Here is a 15741-nt window from a genome sequence, read left to right as displayed (position 1 = left end):
GTGTTGTCTGTTATGCAGCCATCGCGAGCAGGCTCGCGATGGCGATTTAAAGAACGACCGTGCGATTGGCGTTCAAAAACACCCGTCGTTCAATGTGATACCCAACAGCCCGCGCCAGGGTCAGCCCTTCGATATCTCGCCCCTTGGCGATCAGATCTTCCGGGTAATGACTGTGGTCCACGGCCTCTACGCCCTGGGCGATGATCGGGCCTTCGTCCAGGTCGTTATTGATGTAGTGCGCCGTGGCGCCAACCAGTTTCACGCCCTTGTTGTAGGCCTGGTGATAAGGCTTGGCGCCTTTGAAACCGGGCAGCAGGGAGTGGTGAATGTTGATCGCCTTGCCATCGAGTTTGCGGCACAGCTCGGGCGACAGCACCTGCATGTAGCGGGCAAGGATCACCAGTTCCGCGCCGGACTCTTCGATGACCTGCCACACCTGGCGCTCTTGCGACGGCTTGTCGTTCGGGTCCAGGGGGAAGTGGTAATACGGAATCTGGTGCCAGTCGGCCAGCGGCTTGAGGTCGGGGTGGTTGGAGACCACGGCGGCCACGTCCATCGACAACTGGCCGATGCGCTGACGGTAGAGCAAGTCGTTGAGGCAGTGATCGGCCTTGGAGACCATGATCACCACTTTTGGCCGGTAGTTCGGCGCCGTCAGCTCGAAGACCATGCCGAAGGCTTTGCCACGCTCTTCCAACCCGACACGAAATATCTGTTCATCAAAGCCGTCGGGCTGGCGGAACTCCACACGAATGAAAAAACGGCCCGAGAGCCGGTCGTCAAAGGAGTGGTGCTCGGTGACGTAGCAGCCCTGCTCGAACAGAAAGCGCGTCACCGCGTCCACGGTGCCGAGAACGCTTGGGCAGTCGGCAGTCAGAATCCATGTGTCTGGGGCGCGGCTCATAGTCGTGTTTCTCCTCTGATCGTTCCCACGCTCTGCGTGGGAATGCCGCCAGTGACGCTCTGCGTCACCGCCTTAGAGCTGGACGCGGAGCGTCCGGGGATGCATTCCCACGCAGACGGTTCGACGCCTCGACGTGGGAACGATCATTACGCCTGAACGCTAAGCCCGTATTCGGCGGCAGCGTCCTGCAACCACAACCACCAGTAGTCCGAGAAGCTGCGACGAATCAGCAGTTCCCAGGTGTCTTCGGCGGTGTGGCGAATCACCAGTTGCGACTTGGCAAACACGGTGCCCACAGCCTTGCCCACCGGGAAGCTGTTGGGATGTACGTCGTAGCTGGTGGATTTCATCAGCACCTGGCGCACGTTCGGGCCGCTCAGTTCGAGGATCTGCTGGCCGCCGCTGACGTTGGTGATTGCGATGTGCAGGTCGCCCAGCGCTTCGCGCAGTTTTTGCTCGGTGGCGAACTCTTCACCGGTCGGCACGATCAGCAACCATTCATCCGGCCCCATCCATTGCAGGCTGGTTTCGCCTTTGACGATAACGGTCAGCGCGCCCGGTAATTCGATGCCGAGTGCTTTGTGCACACCTGCAGCGAAAGCCGCATCGTGGCCATCGCCACGAATGGTCAGGTGGCCGAGGAGTTTTTTCTCACGCACGATCACGCCGGCGTTCTTGCGACCCTTGCCCACCAGGTTTTGCAAGCCTGCGTGATGCAGCGACGACTCGGCCTTGGCCCCGGTGGTTGGGCGTTGTTGGTAAACATTGGCTGCGGTCATAAAGCACCTGTTCCTGAATTCAGTTGATCGTTCCCACGCTCTGCGTGGGAATGCCGCCATGGACGCTCTGCGTCCGCTCTTGGGACGCGGAGCGTCCCGGGATGCATTCCCACGCAGAGCGTGGGAACGATCGACTTACACGTTCTGGCGATCGCCTTTTGGATCGAAGAACACCGAAGAAACGATTTCCGCCTCGATCACGCTGCCGTCGGCCAGCGGTGCGAACACCCGTTCACCCATACGCTTCAAGCCGCCTTTGACCACGCCCATGGCAAACGAATAGCCCAGGGAGTTGTGCAGATAGCTGGAAGTTACGTGACCGACCATGGTCATCGGGATGGTTTGCTTGGTGTTGAACACCAGTTGCGCACCTTCCGGCAGCCATACGTTCGGATCGATCGGCTTCAGCCCCACCAATTGTTTGCGCTGATCACGCACACAGTCTTCACGGTTCATGCCGCGCTGGCCGATCCACGAGAACGGTTTGGTGCGACCCACACACCAGCCCATGTTCAGGTCGTCCGGGGTCATCGAGCTGTCAGTGTCCTGACCTACGATGATGAAACCCTTCTCGGCCCGCAGGATGTGCATGGTTTCAGTGCCATACGGGGTCAGGTTGTACTTCTTGCCAGCCTCGGCGATTTTCTCGAGCACGCCCATGGCGTAGTCGGCCTGTACGTTGACTTCGAACGACAGCTCACCGGTAAACGAAATCCGGAAAATCCGCGCCGGCACACCGCCGACCAGGGCTTCTTTCCAGGTCATGAACGGGAAGGCTTCGTTGCTCAAATCGGCGTCGGTGACTTCGCTGAGCAGCTTGCGGCTGTTCGGCCCGGACAGGGTCATGGTTGCCCAGTGATCCGTCACGGAAGTGAAGTACACCTTCAGGTCCGGCCATTCGGTCTGGTGGTAGATTTCCAGCCATTGCAGCACGCGTGCAGCGCCGCCGGTGGTGGTGGTCATCACGAAATGGTTGTCGGCCAGACAGGCAGTTACGCCGTCGTCGAACACCATGCCGTCTTCTTTACACATCAGGCCGTAACGCGCCTTGCCCACGTCGAGTTTGGTCCAGGCGTTGGTGTAGACGCGGTTCAGGAACTCGCGGGTGTCCGGGCCCTGGATGTCGATCTTGCCCAGGGTCGAAGCGTCCAGCAGGCCAACGCTGTCGCGCACGGCTTTGCATTCGCGTTTCACCGCGGCATGCATGTCTTCACCGCTTTTCGGGAAGTACCACGGACGTTTCCACTGGCCGACATCTTCAAACTCGGCGCCGTTCTTCACGTGCCAGTGATGCAGCGCGGTGTGACGGACAGGTTCGAAAATGTGCCCACAGTGACGGCCGGCCACAGCCCCGAAAGTTACCGGTGTGTAGTTCGGACGGAACATGGTGGTGCCCATCTGCGGGATGGTCACGTTCAACGAACGGGCGGCGATGGCCAGGCCGTTGACGTTGCCGAGTTTGCCCTGGTCAGTGCCGAAGCCCAGTGCGGTATAGCGTTTGACGTGCTCGACCGACTCGAAGCCTTCGCGGGTCGCCAGTTCGATGGCGGCGGCGGTGACGTCGTTTTGCAGGTCGACGAATTGCTTCGGCGCACGTGCGGTGTTCTTTTCGTGCGGCACCTGGAACAGCGCCAGGGTCGGCTCTTCCAGACGGCTCAGGGCTTTTGGCAAAGTGCCTTCGACCACACTGAAACCGGCTTCGCTGGCTGCGCGAGCGCCGCCTTCAAAACCATCGGCCAGGGAATCGCCCAGACCATAGACGCCGTTGATGCCACCAACGCACACGCGTTTCTGTGGTGCTTCGCCCGGTACGAAACCGAGGATGTCTTCACGCCAGATCGGCTTGCCACCCAAGTGCGAAGCCAGGTGAACGACCGGGCTGTAGCCGCCGGAGCTGGCCACCAGGTCGCACTCAAGCCATTCGCCAGGGCTGGTGACTTTGTGTCCTTTGACATCGATAGCGGCCACGCGAGCGGCGGTCACGTGCTTGCTGCCACGGGCCTCGATCACAGCGCTGCCGGTCAGGATGCGGATGCCTTTGGCGCGCGCTTCTTCAACCAGCGCACCGCGCGGGTTGCTGCGCGCATCGGCGATGGCCACGACTTGCAGGCTGGCGTCGAGCCAATCCAGGGCCACGCGGTAGGCGTGGTCGTTGTTGGTCGACAGCACCAGTTTCTTGCCTGGAGCCACACCGTAACGACGCACGTAGGTCGACACAGCGCCGGCGAGCATGTTGCCCGGCACGTCGTTGTTGCCGTAGACCAGTGGACGCTCGTGAGTGCCGGTCGCCAGCACCACGCGTTTGGCGCGAACACGGTGGATGCGCTGACGCACCTGGCCAATCGGAGCGCGGTCGCCGAGGTGATCGGTCAGGCGTTCGTGAATGGTCAGGAAGTTGTGGTCGTGGTAACCGTTGACCGTGGCGCGCGGCAACAGCAGCACGTCCGGGGTGTTCTTCAGCTCGGCGATGACGCTGGCGACCCACTCGGTCGCCGGCTTGCCGTCGAGACTTTCGCGGGAATCGAGCAAGCTGCCGCCGAACTCTTCCTGCTCATCGGCCAGGATCACACGGGCACCACTACGCGCAGCCGCCAGTGCAGCCGCCAGACCCGCAGGGCCAGCGCCGACGATCAGCACGTCGCAGTGCTGGTTCATGTAGTCGTAGGTGTCCGGATCGTTTTCGGTCGGCGAACGGCCAAGACCTGCTGCCTTACGAATGTACTTCTCGTAGGTCATCCAGAACGATTGCGGATACATGAAGGTTTTGTAGTAGAAGCCCGGTGGCATCAGCTTGCCGCCGACCTTGCCGAGAATCCCCATCATGTCGTTGTTCACGCTCGGCCAACCGTTGGTGCTGGTGGCGACCAGGCCTTGATACAGCGCTTGTTGCGTGGCGCGTACGTTAGGGATCTGCGTGGCTTCGGTCGCGCCGATCTGCAGCACGGCGTTCGGCTCTTCGGCGCCCGCAGCAAAAATGCCGCGTGGACGGGAGTACTTGAAGCTGCGACCGATAATGTCGACGCCGTTGGCCAGCAGTGCAGCGGCCAGCGAATCGCCTTCAAAGCCTTTGTAGACCTGGCCGTTGAAGGTGAAGCTCAGCACTTTGTTACGGTCGATCCGTCCGCCATTGGACAGGCGATTGATCTGGCTCATACCTTCTCTCCCAGAGCCGTGGCGGCCGCTTTCGGGCTATCGGTCTTGTCGGTGAACTGTGGCTTGGCGCCGATTTTGTAAGTTTCCAGAATCTCGTAGGTCACGGTGTCACGGGTGGCGTTGAAGTACTGACGGCAGCCGGCAACGTGATCCCACAATTCGTGGTGCAGACCGCGAGGGTTGTCGCGGAAGAACATGTAGTCGCCCCACTCCTCGTCGGTGCAGCTGTTCGGATCCAGTGGACGCGGGATGTGCGCCTGGCCGGATGCGTGGAATTCCTCTTCAGAGCGCAGCTCGCCGCAGTGAGGACAGAAGATATGCAACATGGGGATTTCTCCTGTTAGTGGGCAACCGCAGCAGCGCCGTGTTCATCGATCAACGCACCGTTGTGGAAACGGTCGATGGAGAAAGGTGCAGCCAATGGGTGCATTTCACCCTTGGCCAGACTCGCGGCAAATACGTTGCCCGAGCCAGGTGTTGCCTTGAAGCCACCGGTGCCCCAACCGCAGTTGAAGAACATGTTCGGAACCGGGGTTTTCGAAATGATCGGGCACGCATCCGGCGTGGTGTCGACGATGCCGCCCCACTGACGGTTCATGCGTACGCGGGACAATACCGGGAACATCTCGACGATGGCCTGGATGGTGTGCTCGATCACCGGGTACGAACCACGCTGGCCGTAGCCGTTGTAGCCGTCGATACCGGCGCCGATCACCAGGTCGCCCTTGTCGGACTGGCTGATGTAACCGTGTACGGCGTTGGACATGATCACGCTGTCGATAATCGGCTTGATCGGCTCGGACACCAGCGCTTGCAACGGGTGGGATTCGATCGGCAGACGGAAACCGGCAAGTTTGGCCATGTGCCCGGAGTTACCGGCGGTGACCACACCGACGCGCTTGGCGCCGATGAAGCCCTTGTTGGTTTCAACGCCGATGCACACGCCGTTTTCCTTACGGAAACCGATCACTTCGGTCTGCTGGATCAGGTCCACGCCCAAGGCATCGGCGGCACGGGCAAAGCCCCACGCCACGGCATCGTGACGGGCCACGCCGCCGCGACGCTGGACGGTTGCGCCCATCACCGGGTAGCGGGTGTTCTTGGAGCAGTCGAGGTACGGAATCTCATCGGCCACTTGCTTGGCATTGAGCAGCTCACCGTCAACGCCGTTGAGGCGGTTGGCGCTGACCCGACGCTCGGAATCACGAATGTCCTGCAGGGTGTGGCACAGGTTGTAAACGCCACGCTGAGAGAACATCACGTTGTAGTTCAGGTCCTGGGACAGGCCTTCCCACAGTTTCATCGCGTGTTCGTACAGGTGCGCCGACTCGTCCCACAGGTAGTTGGAGCGAACGATGGTGGTGTTGCGCGCGGTGTTACCGCCGCCCAGCCAGCCTTTTTCGACCACGGCCACGTTGGTGATGCCGTGTTCCTTGGCCAGGTAGTAGGCGGTCGCCAGACCATGCCCGCCACCGCCGACGATGACCACGTCATAGACCTTTTTAGGGGTCGGCGTGCGCCACATCTTCTGCCAGTTTTCGTGATGGCTGAGGGAGTGTTTGAAGAGGCCGAAGCCCGAGTAGCGTTGCATAGTCATTTACTCCAAAACCGCGCTCAGCGATAAACCGGGAAGTCCGCGCACAGGGCCGACACTTGCTGCGCGACATTCGCTTCCACGTCGGCGTCGCCGAGGTTGTCGAGGATGTCGCAGATCCAGCCAGCCAATTCAACGCACTGGGTCACCTTGAAGCCGCGAGTGGTCACAGCCGGGGTGCCGATACGCAGGCCGGAGGTCACGAACGGTGACTGTGGATCGTTCGGGACAGCGTTCTTGTTCACAGTAATGTGGGCGCGACCGAGTGCTGCATCCGCCTCTTTGCCGGTGAGGCCCTGACGAATCAGGCTGACCAGGAACAGGTGGTTATCGGTACCGCCGGACACTACATCGTAGCCGCGTTTCATAAACACGCCGGCCATTGCCTGGGCGTTGTCGATGACTTGCTGCTGGTAAGCCTTGAAACTCGGCTCCAGCGCTTCCTTGAAGCACACCGCTTTACCAGCGATGACGTGCATCAGCGGGCCACCCTGGGCACCCGGGAATACAGCGGCGTTGAGCTTTTTCTCGATTTCTTCGTTGGCCTTGCACAGGATCAGGCCGCCACGTGGACCGCGCAGGGTCTTGTGGGTAGTGGTGGTGACCACGTCGGCGTACGGCAGCGGGTTCGGGTACAGGCCAGCAGCAACCAGACCGGCGACGTGAGCCATGTCGACGAACAGCAGCGCACCGACCTTATCGGCGATCTGACGGAAACGTGGGAAGTCGAGGGTCTTGGAGTAAGCCGAGAAGCCGGCAACGATCATCTTCGGTTTGCATTCAACCGCCAGGCGCTCGACTTCGTCGTAATCGATCAAGCCGGTCTTGGTGTCGATGCCGTACTGCACGGCGTTGTAAAGCTTGCCCGAGGACGACACTTTGGCGCCGTGGGTCAGGTGACCACCGTGGGCCAGGCTCATGCCGAGAATGGTATCGCCTGGCTGGATCAGAGCCAGATACACCGCGCTGTTGGCCGAAGAGCCGGAGTGCGGCTGCACGTTGGCGTAGTCGGCACCGAACAGTTGCTTGGCGCGTTCGATGGCCAGGGCTTCAACCTTGTCGACGTGCTCGCAGCCACCGTAGTAGCGCTTGCCCGGATAACCTTCGGCGTATTTGTTGGTCAGGCCGCTGCCTTGCGCTTCCATCACGCGCTTGCTGGTGTAGTTCTCTGACGCGATCAGCTCGATGTGATCTTCCTGGCGTTGCTCCTCGGCATTCATCGCCGCCAGCAGTGCATCGTCGTAACCCTGGATCTGGTCTTGCTTGCTGAACATCGCGTCTCTCCCAGCGGCATCTATGCGCCATTCGTCTCGGTGAGGCACTGGTGTTTCGACAGTGCCCTTTGATAGCGATGGTATGACCGGCGCAGACAGGCCAAATGCCTACGGACGCCACGCAAAGGTGCGTTTACGACATGGGCTGAAATGGCTGACCGGACACACTCTTCAAACCGACGGAGATCCCTGTGGGAGCGAGCCTGCTCGCGATAGCGGTGGGTCAGGCAACATAGAATCTCCCACAGGGGTTAGGCGGCGATATGCCGGACGAGTAACAGCAGTAGAAAATGCAGCGGATAGAGCGCGTACGCCCAACGACGCATCGGTGGTGGTTTGAGATGTTTGGCATGTCGCAACAAGACCAATCCCAACAATGGCGCAATCAGACAAGCGGCGATCCCGAGACCGGCGGCCGTGTTGCCGAACCGGGCAGCTTGATACAGCACCTCCCACTGATTAGCCGCCAGACACACCAGCCCCGGCAACAGGCTGAAATACCAGGGCCGCTTGATCACCCATAACATCGCCAACGGCAACAACACGCCGAACAGACCAAACATCAGGTGCTCAGAAAACAGCGCCGAAAGCAGTAACGCGCCTGCCGCAAACAGACGCGCTTGCAGGGTTCGGTCCTGCCAGCCGCGCGCCACCAACAACCCCAGCGCCAACGTAGGCATCACGTTTAACGTGTCGGGATCAGGTATGAACATCCGGTAGGGAATTTCGCTGACGGCACTGAACAGCAACAACCAACCCAGATAACGCCACTGGCCACCGACTGCCTGGCTTCGGGCTCGGGACAGATTGGCTGCCATCGCCAGGCAAAACCAAGGGAACGCCAATCTGCCCGGCACATACAGAATATCGACGGAATAACCGACATATCGCAGGTGATCGAGCACCATGGATAACAGCGCCAGCCACTTGAGCAGATCCAGTGCCCCATCCCTTTGCGTCATGTGCATAATTGCCCGTCGTCTTTGTATTGTTCTGTCAGACGCATCCCGTGTGCTCGCCGGATGATCTTCGGTAAAGTGCACACCATCATTGACCACGACACGCTTCACCATAAGCGTCTCGATCACGGAAAGCAGGGCCATGACCGATAAGAGCCAACAATTCGCCAGCGACAACTATTCCGGTATCTGCCCTGAAGCCTGGGCGGCCATGGAACAGGCCAACCACGGCCACCAGCGCGCTTACGGCGACGATGAATGGACCGCTCGCGCGTCCGATGATTTCCGCAAACTGTTCGAAACCGACTGCGAAGTGTTCTTCGCCTTCAACGGCACCGCCGCCAACTCCCTGGCCCTGTCGTCGCTGTGCCAGAGTTACCACAGCGTGATCTGCTCGGAAACCGCCCACGTCGAAACTGACGAATGCGGCGCGCCGGAATTCTTCTCCAACGGTTCCAAGCTGCTGATCGCTCGCACTGAAAACGGCAAGCTGACCCCGGAATCGATCCGCGAGGTCGCCCTCAAGCGCCAAGACATCCACTACCCGAAACCGCGCGTCGTGACGCTGACCCAAGCCACTGAAGTCGGCAGCGTCTACACCCCGGAAGAAATCCGCGCCATCAGCGCCACCTGCAAAGAACTGGGCCTGAACCTGCACATGGACGGCGCGCGCTTCTCCAACGCCTGCGCCTTCCTTGGCTGCTCGCCAGCGGACCTGACCTGGAAGGCCGGTGTCGACGTGTTGTGCTTCGGCGGCACGAAAAACGGCATGGCAGTGGGTGAGGCGATTCTGTTTTTCAACCACAAACTGGCCGAAGACTTCGACTACCGCTGCAAACAGGCCGGGCAACTGGCCTCGAAAATGCGCTTCCTCTCGGCGCCGTGGGTCGGGATTCTGGAAAACGACGCCTGGCTCAAATACGCCCGCCACGCCAACCACTGCGCGCAGCTGCTCGCTGAGCTGGTGAGCGACATTCCCGGCGTGGAACTGATGTTCCCGGTGCAAGCCAACGGCGTGTTCCTGCAACTCTCGGAACCGGCCATCGCCGCACTGACCGCCAAGGGCTGGCGCTTCTACACCTTCATCGGCAACGGCGGCGCACGCTTCATGTGCTCCTGGGACACCGAAGAAGAACGCGTGCGCGAATTGGCGCGAGATATCCGTGAAGTGATGTCCCACTGACTCCACACCTGATCGTTCCCACGCTCTGCGTGGGAATGCCTCTCGGGACACTCCGCGTTCCTGCCTCAACACCTGCGCAGAGCGGGACACCGTTGTGACGCAGAGCGTCACGGGCTGCATTCCCACGCGGAGCGTGGGAACGATCAGTTGCGGCGAGTTGGTCTACATTTGACTGCGAGCTGTTTTGATCCGCTCAGATAACAATAATCAGGAGCGCACGCATGTCCTTACAAGGCAAAACCCTGTTCATTACTGGCGCCAGTCGTGGGATTGGTCGCGAGATTGCGCTGCGGGCCGCGCGGGACGGGGCCAACATTGTGATTGCCGCCAAGAGCGCCGAACCGCACCCCAAATTGCAGGGCACGATTTTCAGTGTGGCCAAGGAAGTCGAAGCCGCCGGAGGCAAGGCGCTGGCCCTGCAAGTGGATGTACGCGATGAAGTCGCGGTACGTGAGGCCCTGGCCCAGGCCAATGAGCACTTCGGCGCAATTGATGCACTGGTCAACAACGCTGGCGCGATCAAGCTGACCGGAGTTCAACACATCGAACTCAAGCGTTTCGACCTGATGCACCAGATCAATACGCGCGCCGTGTTGCTGTGCAGCCAGGCCGCCCTGCCCTATTTGAAGAAGAGCAGCGGGCACATCCTCAGTCTTTCCCCACCCTTGAACCTGGCCAGCAAATGGTTCGCGCAGTACAGCCCCTACACCGTGACCAAATATGGCATGAGCATGCTGACGCTGGGCATGAGCGAGGAATTCAAGAACTACGGCATCAGCGTCAACTCGCTGTGGCCGCAGACGATGATTGCGACCGCCGCCATTGAGTTTCAGCTCGGCTCACGCGAATCCTTCAAGCATGCGCGAACGCCGGCGATCATGGCGGATGCGGCGCACGTCATTCTGGACAGCAGCAATCGCAGCATTACCGGGCGGTTGCTGATTGATGAAGAGATTTTGCGGGAACATGGAGTGACGGAGTTTGAGGGGTATCGGTTTGAGCCGGACTCGACGGACACGCTGATGCCAGACCTGTTTGTCGACTGAAAACACCACCTCTGTGGGAGCGGGCTTGCTCGCGAAAGCGGTTATTCATTCAACATATTTGTCGACTGAAATGACGCCTTCGCGAGCAAGCCCGCTCCCACAGGAGGATAGAGGGTGTTGCTTAAAACTCGATACGCACGTCGCCCTTCGGCACGCTGCAGCACGACAGGATGAACCCTTCGGCTTCGTCTTCCTCGGTAATCCCGCCGTTGTGTTCCATCTCGACCTCGCCGCCCAGCTTCATCACCTTGCACGTCCCGCAGATCCCCATCCCGCAGGCCTTCGGAATCAACAGGCCCAACTTGGCGGCAGCGGCGTGAACCGTTTCCCCCGGTGCCACGCGAATGCTCTTGCCGGATGCGGTGAATTCCACCTGATGCAGATCGGCCGCATCGACTTCCGGTGCATCCGCCGCTTGTTCGGCTTGCTCCACCGCATCGGCGCGGGCTTCCGGTGGCGTCGCGCCGAAAGATTCCTCGTGATAACGCTTCATGTCGAAGCCAGCCGCTTCGAGCATGCGCTTGACCGCGTTCATGTACGGCGTGGGGCCGCAGCAGAACACTTCGCGCTCCATGAAGTCCGGCGCCATCAGTTCCAGCATTTTATGGTTCAGGTAACCGCGATAACCGGCCCACGGCTCGCCCAGACCATGCTTCTCGCAGATCAGGTGCAGGCTGAAGTTATCGATCCGCGACGCCATGTGTTCCAGCTCGCGGTGATAAATGATGTCTTTGGGCGAACGGGCGCTGTGGATAAACACCATGTCGACGTTGCCGTTGGTGTCATAGAACCAGCGCGCCATGGACATGCACGGCGTAATACCGACGCCGCCGCTGAGGTAGAGCACTTTCGGCGCCGGGAAATCCATGGCGTTGAACAGCCCGACCGGTCCGTGCACGGCCAGCTCCTGGCCTTCATGCAGGGTGTCGTGCAGCCAGTTCGAGACCTTGCCGCCCGGCACGCGCTTGATCGTTACCGAAAAGCTGTAAGGCACCGACGGCGAACTGGAAATGGTGTAGGAGCGCATGATTGGCACGCCTTCGATTTCCAGCTCCAGGGTGACAAACTGCCCCGGCTTGAAGAAGAACAGGATCGGCTGGTCGGCCATAAAGCAGAAGGTGCGCACATCCCAGGTTTCCTGGATGACTTTGACGCAACGGACAATGTGGCGACCATTGGCCCAGGTCTGGGTAGTTACCGGATTCAGGAAGCTGTTGGACATGCTGTTCTCCACCGCCGATGGTCGGCCTTATGTTGGCGATTCTGCGTATAGCGCGGATCACCCATTTACCTATCTGCGACATTCACATACTTATCGCGACCAGCCCCCAACTACCGGGGGTTGCGCGTCGGGAACAGAGTGGGCCATGTCGCTCGTGGATAAGGTTCTACCCAGCGCCGGCCCCACACTCGCCCCATACCAAGACACAACCTTTACACCTTGCGTAGCAAACCTGATTAGCCACTTTCGCCGGCCACACAGAATGGCCTTGAGGATTAAATGATGGACGTCACCACTACCCTGAGCCTGGGCGATCCACTGGAACCCGCACGCAAGGCCACCGCGCAGATGCTGCAAGAGCGCGAGCGTACTTTTTCCCTGCCGCAACCGTTCTACTCTGACGAGCGGCTGTTTGATATCGACATGCAGGAAATCTTCCAGAAAGAGTGGTTGATCGCCGGCATGACCTGCGAGATCCCGACCAAGGGCAACTTCCTGACCCTGGAAGTCGGCAAGAACCCGATCATCGTGATTCGTGGCGCCGACGGCGTGGTGCACGCATTCCACAACGTCTGCCGCCATCGCGGTTCGCGGCTGTGCACCACTGAAAAAGGCAAGGTCGCCAAACTGGTTTGCCACTATCACCAGTGGACCTACGAACTGGACGGTCGCCTGCTGTTCGCCGGCACCGAAATGGGCGACGACTTCGACATGAAGCAGTACGGCCTCAAACCGGTCAACGTCAAGACTGCCGGTGGCTACATCTTCATCAGCCTGTCGGAGAACCCACCCGCCATTGATGACTTCCTGTCGACGCTGAGCCATTACATGGAACCGTACGACATGGAAAACACCAAGGTGGCCATCCAGACCACCTTGTTCGAAAAAGCCAACTGGAAACTGGTGCTGGAAAACAACCGCGAGTGCTACCACTGCAACGCGTCGCACCCGGCACTGCTGAAAACCCTGCTGGAGTGGGACGACGTTACCGACCCACGCGCCGACCAGGCGTTCAAAGACCACGTGGCCGCCTCTGCCGCTGCCTGGGAAGCCGAGAAAATTCCATACGCTCACGCCAGTTTCGGCCTGCGTAACCGCATCGTGCGCATGCCGCTGCTAAAGGGCACCGTGTCGATGACCCTGGACGGCAAGCAAGCCTGCAACAAACTGATGGGCCGGATCCAGAACCCTGACCTGGGCTCGATGCGCATCCTGCACCTGCCGCACTCGTGGAACCATTGCATGGGCGACCACATCATCGTCTTTACCGTGTGGCCGATCAGTGCACAGGAAACTATGGTCACCACCAAGTGGATCGTGCACAAGGAAGCGGTCGAAGGCGTGGATTACGATGTAGAACGCATGCGTAAGGTTTGGGATGAAACCAACAACGAGGACCGTCGCCTGGCCGAAGAGAACCAGCGCGGCATCAACTCCACCGCTTACCAGCCAGGGCCTTACTCCAAGACCTATGAATTTGGCGTGGTGAACTTTGTGGACTGGTACAGCGAGCGCCTGCTGAACAACCTCGGTGCTGAGCCTGCGCCGTATCTCAAAGGCGTTCCAGTACAGGGCTAACAGCAAAAGCATCGCGGGCAAGCCCGCTCCCACAGGGTTTGATGTCGTTCACAACCTATGTGAACACCACCAATCCCATGTGGGAGAGGGCTTGCCCGCGATGGCGCCCTCAAAGGCACCCCTCTATTACGAAACATCCCCTCTTATCTTTAGAACTGTACGAAATATGATCTATTCCGTTCAGGCCTATACCGCACGTGGCTCCCAGCCTTCCGCAAACAAGTTATCCACACCTCCACCCACAGCAATTGGGGACAAGTGTGGTTTTAGCGCAAACTTTCTCCACAGAAACCAAAGAAAATCCGTGACTTATCCAGAACCCGGGTTTAGACCGGCGATTGGTTGTTTTTTGACCTGAACCTTGAAAGGCACGTATTACGTGACCTGTAGAGGATGGCAAACACCTTATCCACAGAAGCGCCAACAGACTTTGGGGGCAACTTAGCCGACGCTGTGGAAAACCGCTGAAACCCGCGATAAATCGGGGTTTGCGTGAGATTTACAGATGCAAACCGATGATTTGATCGTTTTTTAATCAGAACCCTGACAACCCCGGTTTGTAAGGCCTGCAGCGGTTAGCGAACATCTTATCCACAGAAGCGCCAACAGAGATTGGGGGCAACTATGGTTACGCGAGCAAACTTATCCTCAGGAAAAAACCTGTAAAAACCGTAAGTTAGGCTGGTTGTTTTTTGTACGAAGGCTTACAGGGCCCGTTTTATATGGGGTGCAGCAAGGGACGAACATGTTATCCACAGAAGCGCTAACAGGGATTGTGGGTAAGCGCGATCAGATCCTGTTGAAACATGACCGATCCGCGTCGAGATCCAGATTCAATTCATAGTCGTCGAATGAGCGCCACCCGAACAAAATCGAAGGCACGTACTTGCCTCGCAGCATTGACGGCGGAATCGTGAAGTCCGGGTAGTATTTGTAAGTGATCAGCCGGGTGTGCCCTGAAAGGCTCAATTCGCCCCTGTAGGTTTGATAGAGCGGGTTATTGACGACGCTGATGGGCTGGTTGCCCGGTGCGGCCGACGTCAGGTAATCAACGTTGCCGGTGTCAATAATTGCCGATATGGCCTGACGATCCAGGCGTGCCGCGATGGTTAGCCGCAGGTTGATATCCATACGCGCATACGTAATGTGCGAGTCACAGCGCTCTGGCGGCTCGGCATTGAGCACCAAAGTCTTTTTGGTGACCTTCAGGCGCCCCAGCTTACCGATCAAATCGAGCCCTAATAAGTTATCCCGGTCGCTGACGAACACCAGGACGTTCCTGAATTCACTCCCGCCGATCTTCAAGGACTTAAAGATCCCGAGTTTGGCAGACAGGCCGTGCTCTCCGTAAAAGGTGCTGTAGCCATAATGGGAGTCACTCAACAAGGTGATCCCCATACGCTTCGCGGTGTCGATATTGACGCGGGTTTGCGGCGCTCCCGTGTCCACAATGAAGCGTGACGAGGCGCCATTGGCCGCGCTGACATCAATGTAGGGAAACACTTCCTCGGTCACATCACCATCACGGGCATAAGGATGAATCGCCAGCTCTTCACGAGACCTGGACCTGGTCACCGAAAAATCGCCGACCGAGCGCAGCGCCGCGATGGACTCGCTGCCGAACATGGAAAACAGGGCGTTGAGCTCGGGATCTTTAGCGATGGCTTGGGCGTGACGCCGCTTGATCGCCAGGTAGTAGTCGGGAATCTGGTTTGCCGCTTTCGCCTCGAACATCCGGGCGAAAACCGACACTGAGCAATCGAGGTTTTTTCCAGCGTCCGACACGTTGTCGCATTGCTGCTGCATTTGCGCCAGGGAGGCTTTTTGTCCCTGCTCAGACGCTAGCCAGGTATAGAAATCTGCCGTTGCCTTGCCGGCCTGCGCCTTCGAACAGGGCGCAGTGCACAGACAAAACGCAAACAGCAGCAGAGACGACGTTAGGTAGATGCCGCTGATCCGACCCGTCTGACGCCGACCGACCGCTGCCATCGTCAACCCATTCTTGAAAACGAGTTTTATGAATTAACGCTGCTGCGAACCCGGGCAGCT

General features: G+C 59.2%; 12 protein-coding genes. 3 read left to right on the top strand and 9 right to left on the bottom strand.

Annotated elements, in window-relative coordinates:
* Nucleotides 1–46: 46 nt before the first annotated feature.
* The 7 genes from purU to ACM6I0_RS18320 form a co-directional block, all read right to left on the bottom strand.
* Nucleotides 47–904, bottom strand: a complete 858-nt coding sequence (gene purU, locus ACM6I0_RS18350) for a formyltetrahydrofolate deformylase (protein ID WP_285432695.1) — start codon at nt 902–904, stop codon at nt 47–49.
* A 146-nt stretch (nt 905–1050) separates the two neighbouring features.
* A complete protein-coding gene (locus ACM6I0_RS18345) occupies nt 1051–1683 on the bottom strand; it encodes a sarcosine oxidase subunit gamma (RefSeq protein ID WP_414922956.1) in 633 nt (210 codons plus the stop codon).
* A 135-nt stretch (nt 1684–1818) separates the two neighbouring features.
* Nucleotides 1819–4836, bottom strand: a complete 3018-nt coding sequence (locus tag ACM6I0_RS18340; RefSeq protein ID WP_285432699.1) for a sarcosine oxidase subunit alpha — start codon at nt 4834–4836, stop codon at nt 1819–1821.
* Nucleotides 4833–5162 (bottom strand): sarcosine oxidase subunit delta, encoded by a 330-nt coding sequence (locus ACM6I0_RS18335; protein ID WP_033053963.1) that lies wholly within the window; start codon nt 5160–5162, stop codon nt 4833–4835. The genes ACM6I0_RS18340 and ACM6I0_RS18335 overlap by 4 nt, the downstream gene beginning before the upstream one ends.
* A 14-nt stretch (nt 5163–5176) precedes the next feature.
* Nucleotides 5177–6427, bottom strand: a complete 1251-nt coding sequence (locus tag ACM6I0_RS18330) for a sarcosine oxidase subunit beta (protein WP_201148971.1) — start codon at nt 6425–6427, stop codon at nt 5177–5179.
* A 23-nt stretch (nt 6428–6450) separates the two neighbouring features.
* Nucleotides 6451–7704, bottom strand: coding sequence for a serine hydroxymethyltransferase (gene glyA / locus ACM6I0_RS18325; RefSeq protein WP_285432702.1), 1254 nt, complete (start codon nt 7702–7704; stop codon nt 6451–6453).
* Between the two features lie 251 nt (nt 7705–7955).
* The gene (locus tag ACM6I0_RS18320) at nt 7956–8672 is read right to left on the bottom strand and encodes a TraX family protein (RefSeq protein ID WP_414922955.1); all 717 of its coding nucleotides are present in this window, start codon (nt 8670–8672) and stop codon (nt 7956–7958) included.
* A gap of 133 nt (nt 8673–8805) precedes the next feature.
* On the opposite strand from ACM6I0_RS18320, the gene ACM6I0_RS18315 reads away from it, so the two are divergent.
* Together ACM6I0_RS18315 and ACM6I0_RS18310 are read left to right on the top strand one after the other, a co-directional pair.
* Nucleotides 8806–9846: a low specificity L-threonine aldolase gene (locus ACM6I0_RS18315; protein ID WP_285432705.1), complete on the top strand. Its 1041-nt coding sequence runs from the start codon at nt 8806–8808 to the stop codon at nt 9844–9846.
* A 221-nt stretch (nt 9847–10067) separates the two neighbouring features.
* On the top strand, nt 10068–10892 hold the full coding sequence (locus ACM6I0_RS18310; RefSeq protein WP_414922954.1) for an SDR family oxidoreductase: 825 nt from the start codon (nt 10068–10070) through the stop codon (nt 10890–10892).
* A 121-nt stretch (nt 10893–11013) separates the two neighbouring features.
* On the opposite strand, the gene gbcB is transcribed toward ACM6I0_RS18310, so the two are convergent.
* Complete coding sequence (gene gbcB, locus ACM6I0_RS18305; RefSeq protein ID WP_414922953.1) at nt 11014–12114, bottom strand: glycine-betaine demethylase subunit GbcB; 1101 nt, start codon at nt 12112–12114, stop codon at nt 11014–11016.
* Between the two features lie 282 nt (nt 12115–12396).
* Between gbcB and gbcA the strand changes: the two genes are divergently transcribed.
* Nucleotides 12397–13692 (top strand): glycine-betaine demethylase subunit GbcA, encoded by a 1296-nt coding sequence (gene gbcA / locus ACM6I0_RS18300; protein ID WP_414922952.1) that lies wholly within the window; start codon nt 12397–12399, stop codon nt 13690–13692.
* Nucleotides 13693–14481: 789 nt separating this feature from the next.
* On the opposite strand, the gene ACM6I0_RS18295 is transcribed toward gbcA, so the two are convergent.
* Nucleotides 14482–15681, bottom strand: a complete 1200-nt coding sequence (locus ACM6I0_RS18295; RefSeq protein ID WP_414922951.1) for a retropepsin-like aspartic protease — start codon at nt 15679–15681, stop codon at nt 14482–14484.
* Nucleotides 15682–15741: the final 60 nt, after the last annotated feature.

This window comes from Pseudomonas sp. IT-P294 (genome assembly GCF_949767865.1).
Taxonomy (GTDB): Bacteria; Pseudomonadota; Gammaproteobacteria; order Pseudomonadales; family Pseudomonadaceae; genus Aquipseudomonas.
Note: the sequence above shows the minus strand (reverse complement) of the source record. Positions and strands in the feature narration are given on the sequence as shown.

What these genes read in the sequence shown, in the direction of transcription:
- purU (WP_285432695.1), bottom strand. Translation starts at nt 904, where the DNA reads ATGAGCCGCGCCCCAGACACATGGATTCTGACTGCCGACTGCCCAAGC.
- ACM6I0_RS18345 (WP_414922956.1), bottom strand. Translation starts at nt 1,683, where the DNA reads ATGACCGCAGCCAATGTTTACCAACAACGCCCAACCACCGGGGCCAAG.
- ACM6I0_RS18340 (WP_285432699.1), bottom strand. Translation starts at nt 4,836, where the DNA reads ATGAGCCAGATCAATCGCCTGTCCAATGGCGGACGGATCGACCGTAAC.
- ACM6I0_RS18335 (WP_033053963.1), bottom strand. Translation starts at nt 5,162, where the DNA reads ATGTTGCATATCTTCTGTCCTCACTGCGGCGAGCTGCGCTCTGAAGAG.
- ACM6I0_RS18330 (WP_201148971.1), bottom strand. Translation starts at nt 6,427, where the DNA reads ATGCAACGCTACTCGGGCTTCGGCCTCTTCAAACACTCCCTCAGCCAT.
- glyA (WP_285432702.1), bottom strand. Translation starts at nt 7,704, where the DNA reads ATGTTCAGCAAGCAAGACCAGATCCAGGGTTACGACGATGCACTGCTG.
- ACM6I0_RS18320 (WP_414922955.1), bottom strand. Translation starts at nt 8,672, where the DNA reads ATGCACATGACGCAAAGGGATGGGGCACTGGATCTGCTCAAGTGGCTG.
- ACM6I0_RS18315 (WP_285432705.1), top strand. Translation starts at nt 8,806, where the DNA reads ATGACCGATAAGAGCCAACAATTCGCCAGCGACAACTATTCCGGTATC.
- ACM6I0_RS18310 (WP_414922954.1), top strand. Translation starts at nt 10,068, where the DNA reads ATGTCCTTACAAGGCAAAACCCTGTTCATTACTGGCGCCAGTCGTGGG.
- gbcB (WP_414922953.1), bottom strand. Translation starts at nt 12,114, where the DNA reads ATGTCCAACAGCTTCCTGAATCCGGTAACTACCCAGACCTGGGCCAAT.
- gbcA (WP_414922952.1), top strand. Translation starts at nt 12,397, where the DNA reads ATGGACGTCACCACTACCCTGAGCCTGGGCGATCCACTGGAACCCGCA.
- ACM6I0_RS18295 (WP_414922951.1), bottom strand. Translation starts at nt 15,681, where the DNA reads ATGGCAGCGGTCGGTCGGCGTCAGACGGGTCGGATCAGCGGCATCTAC.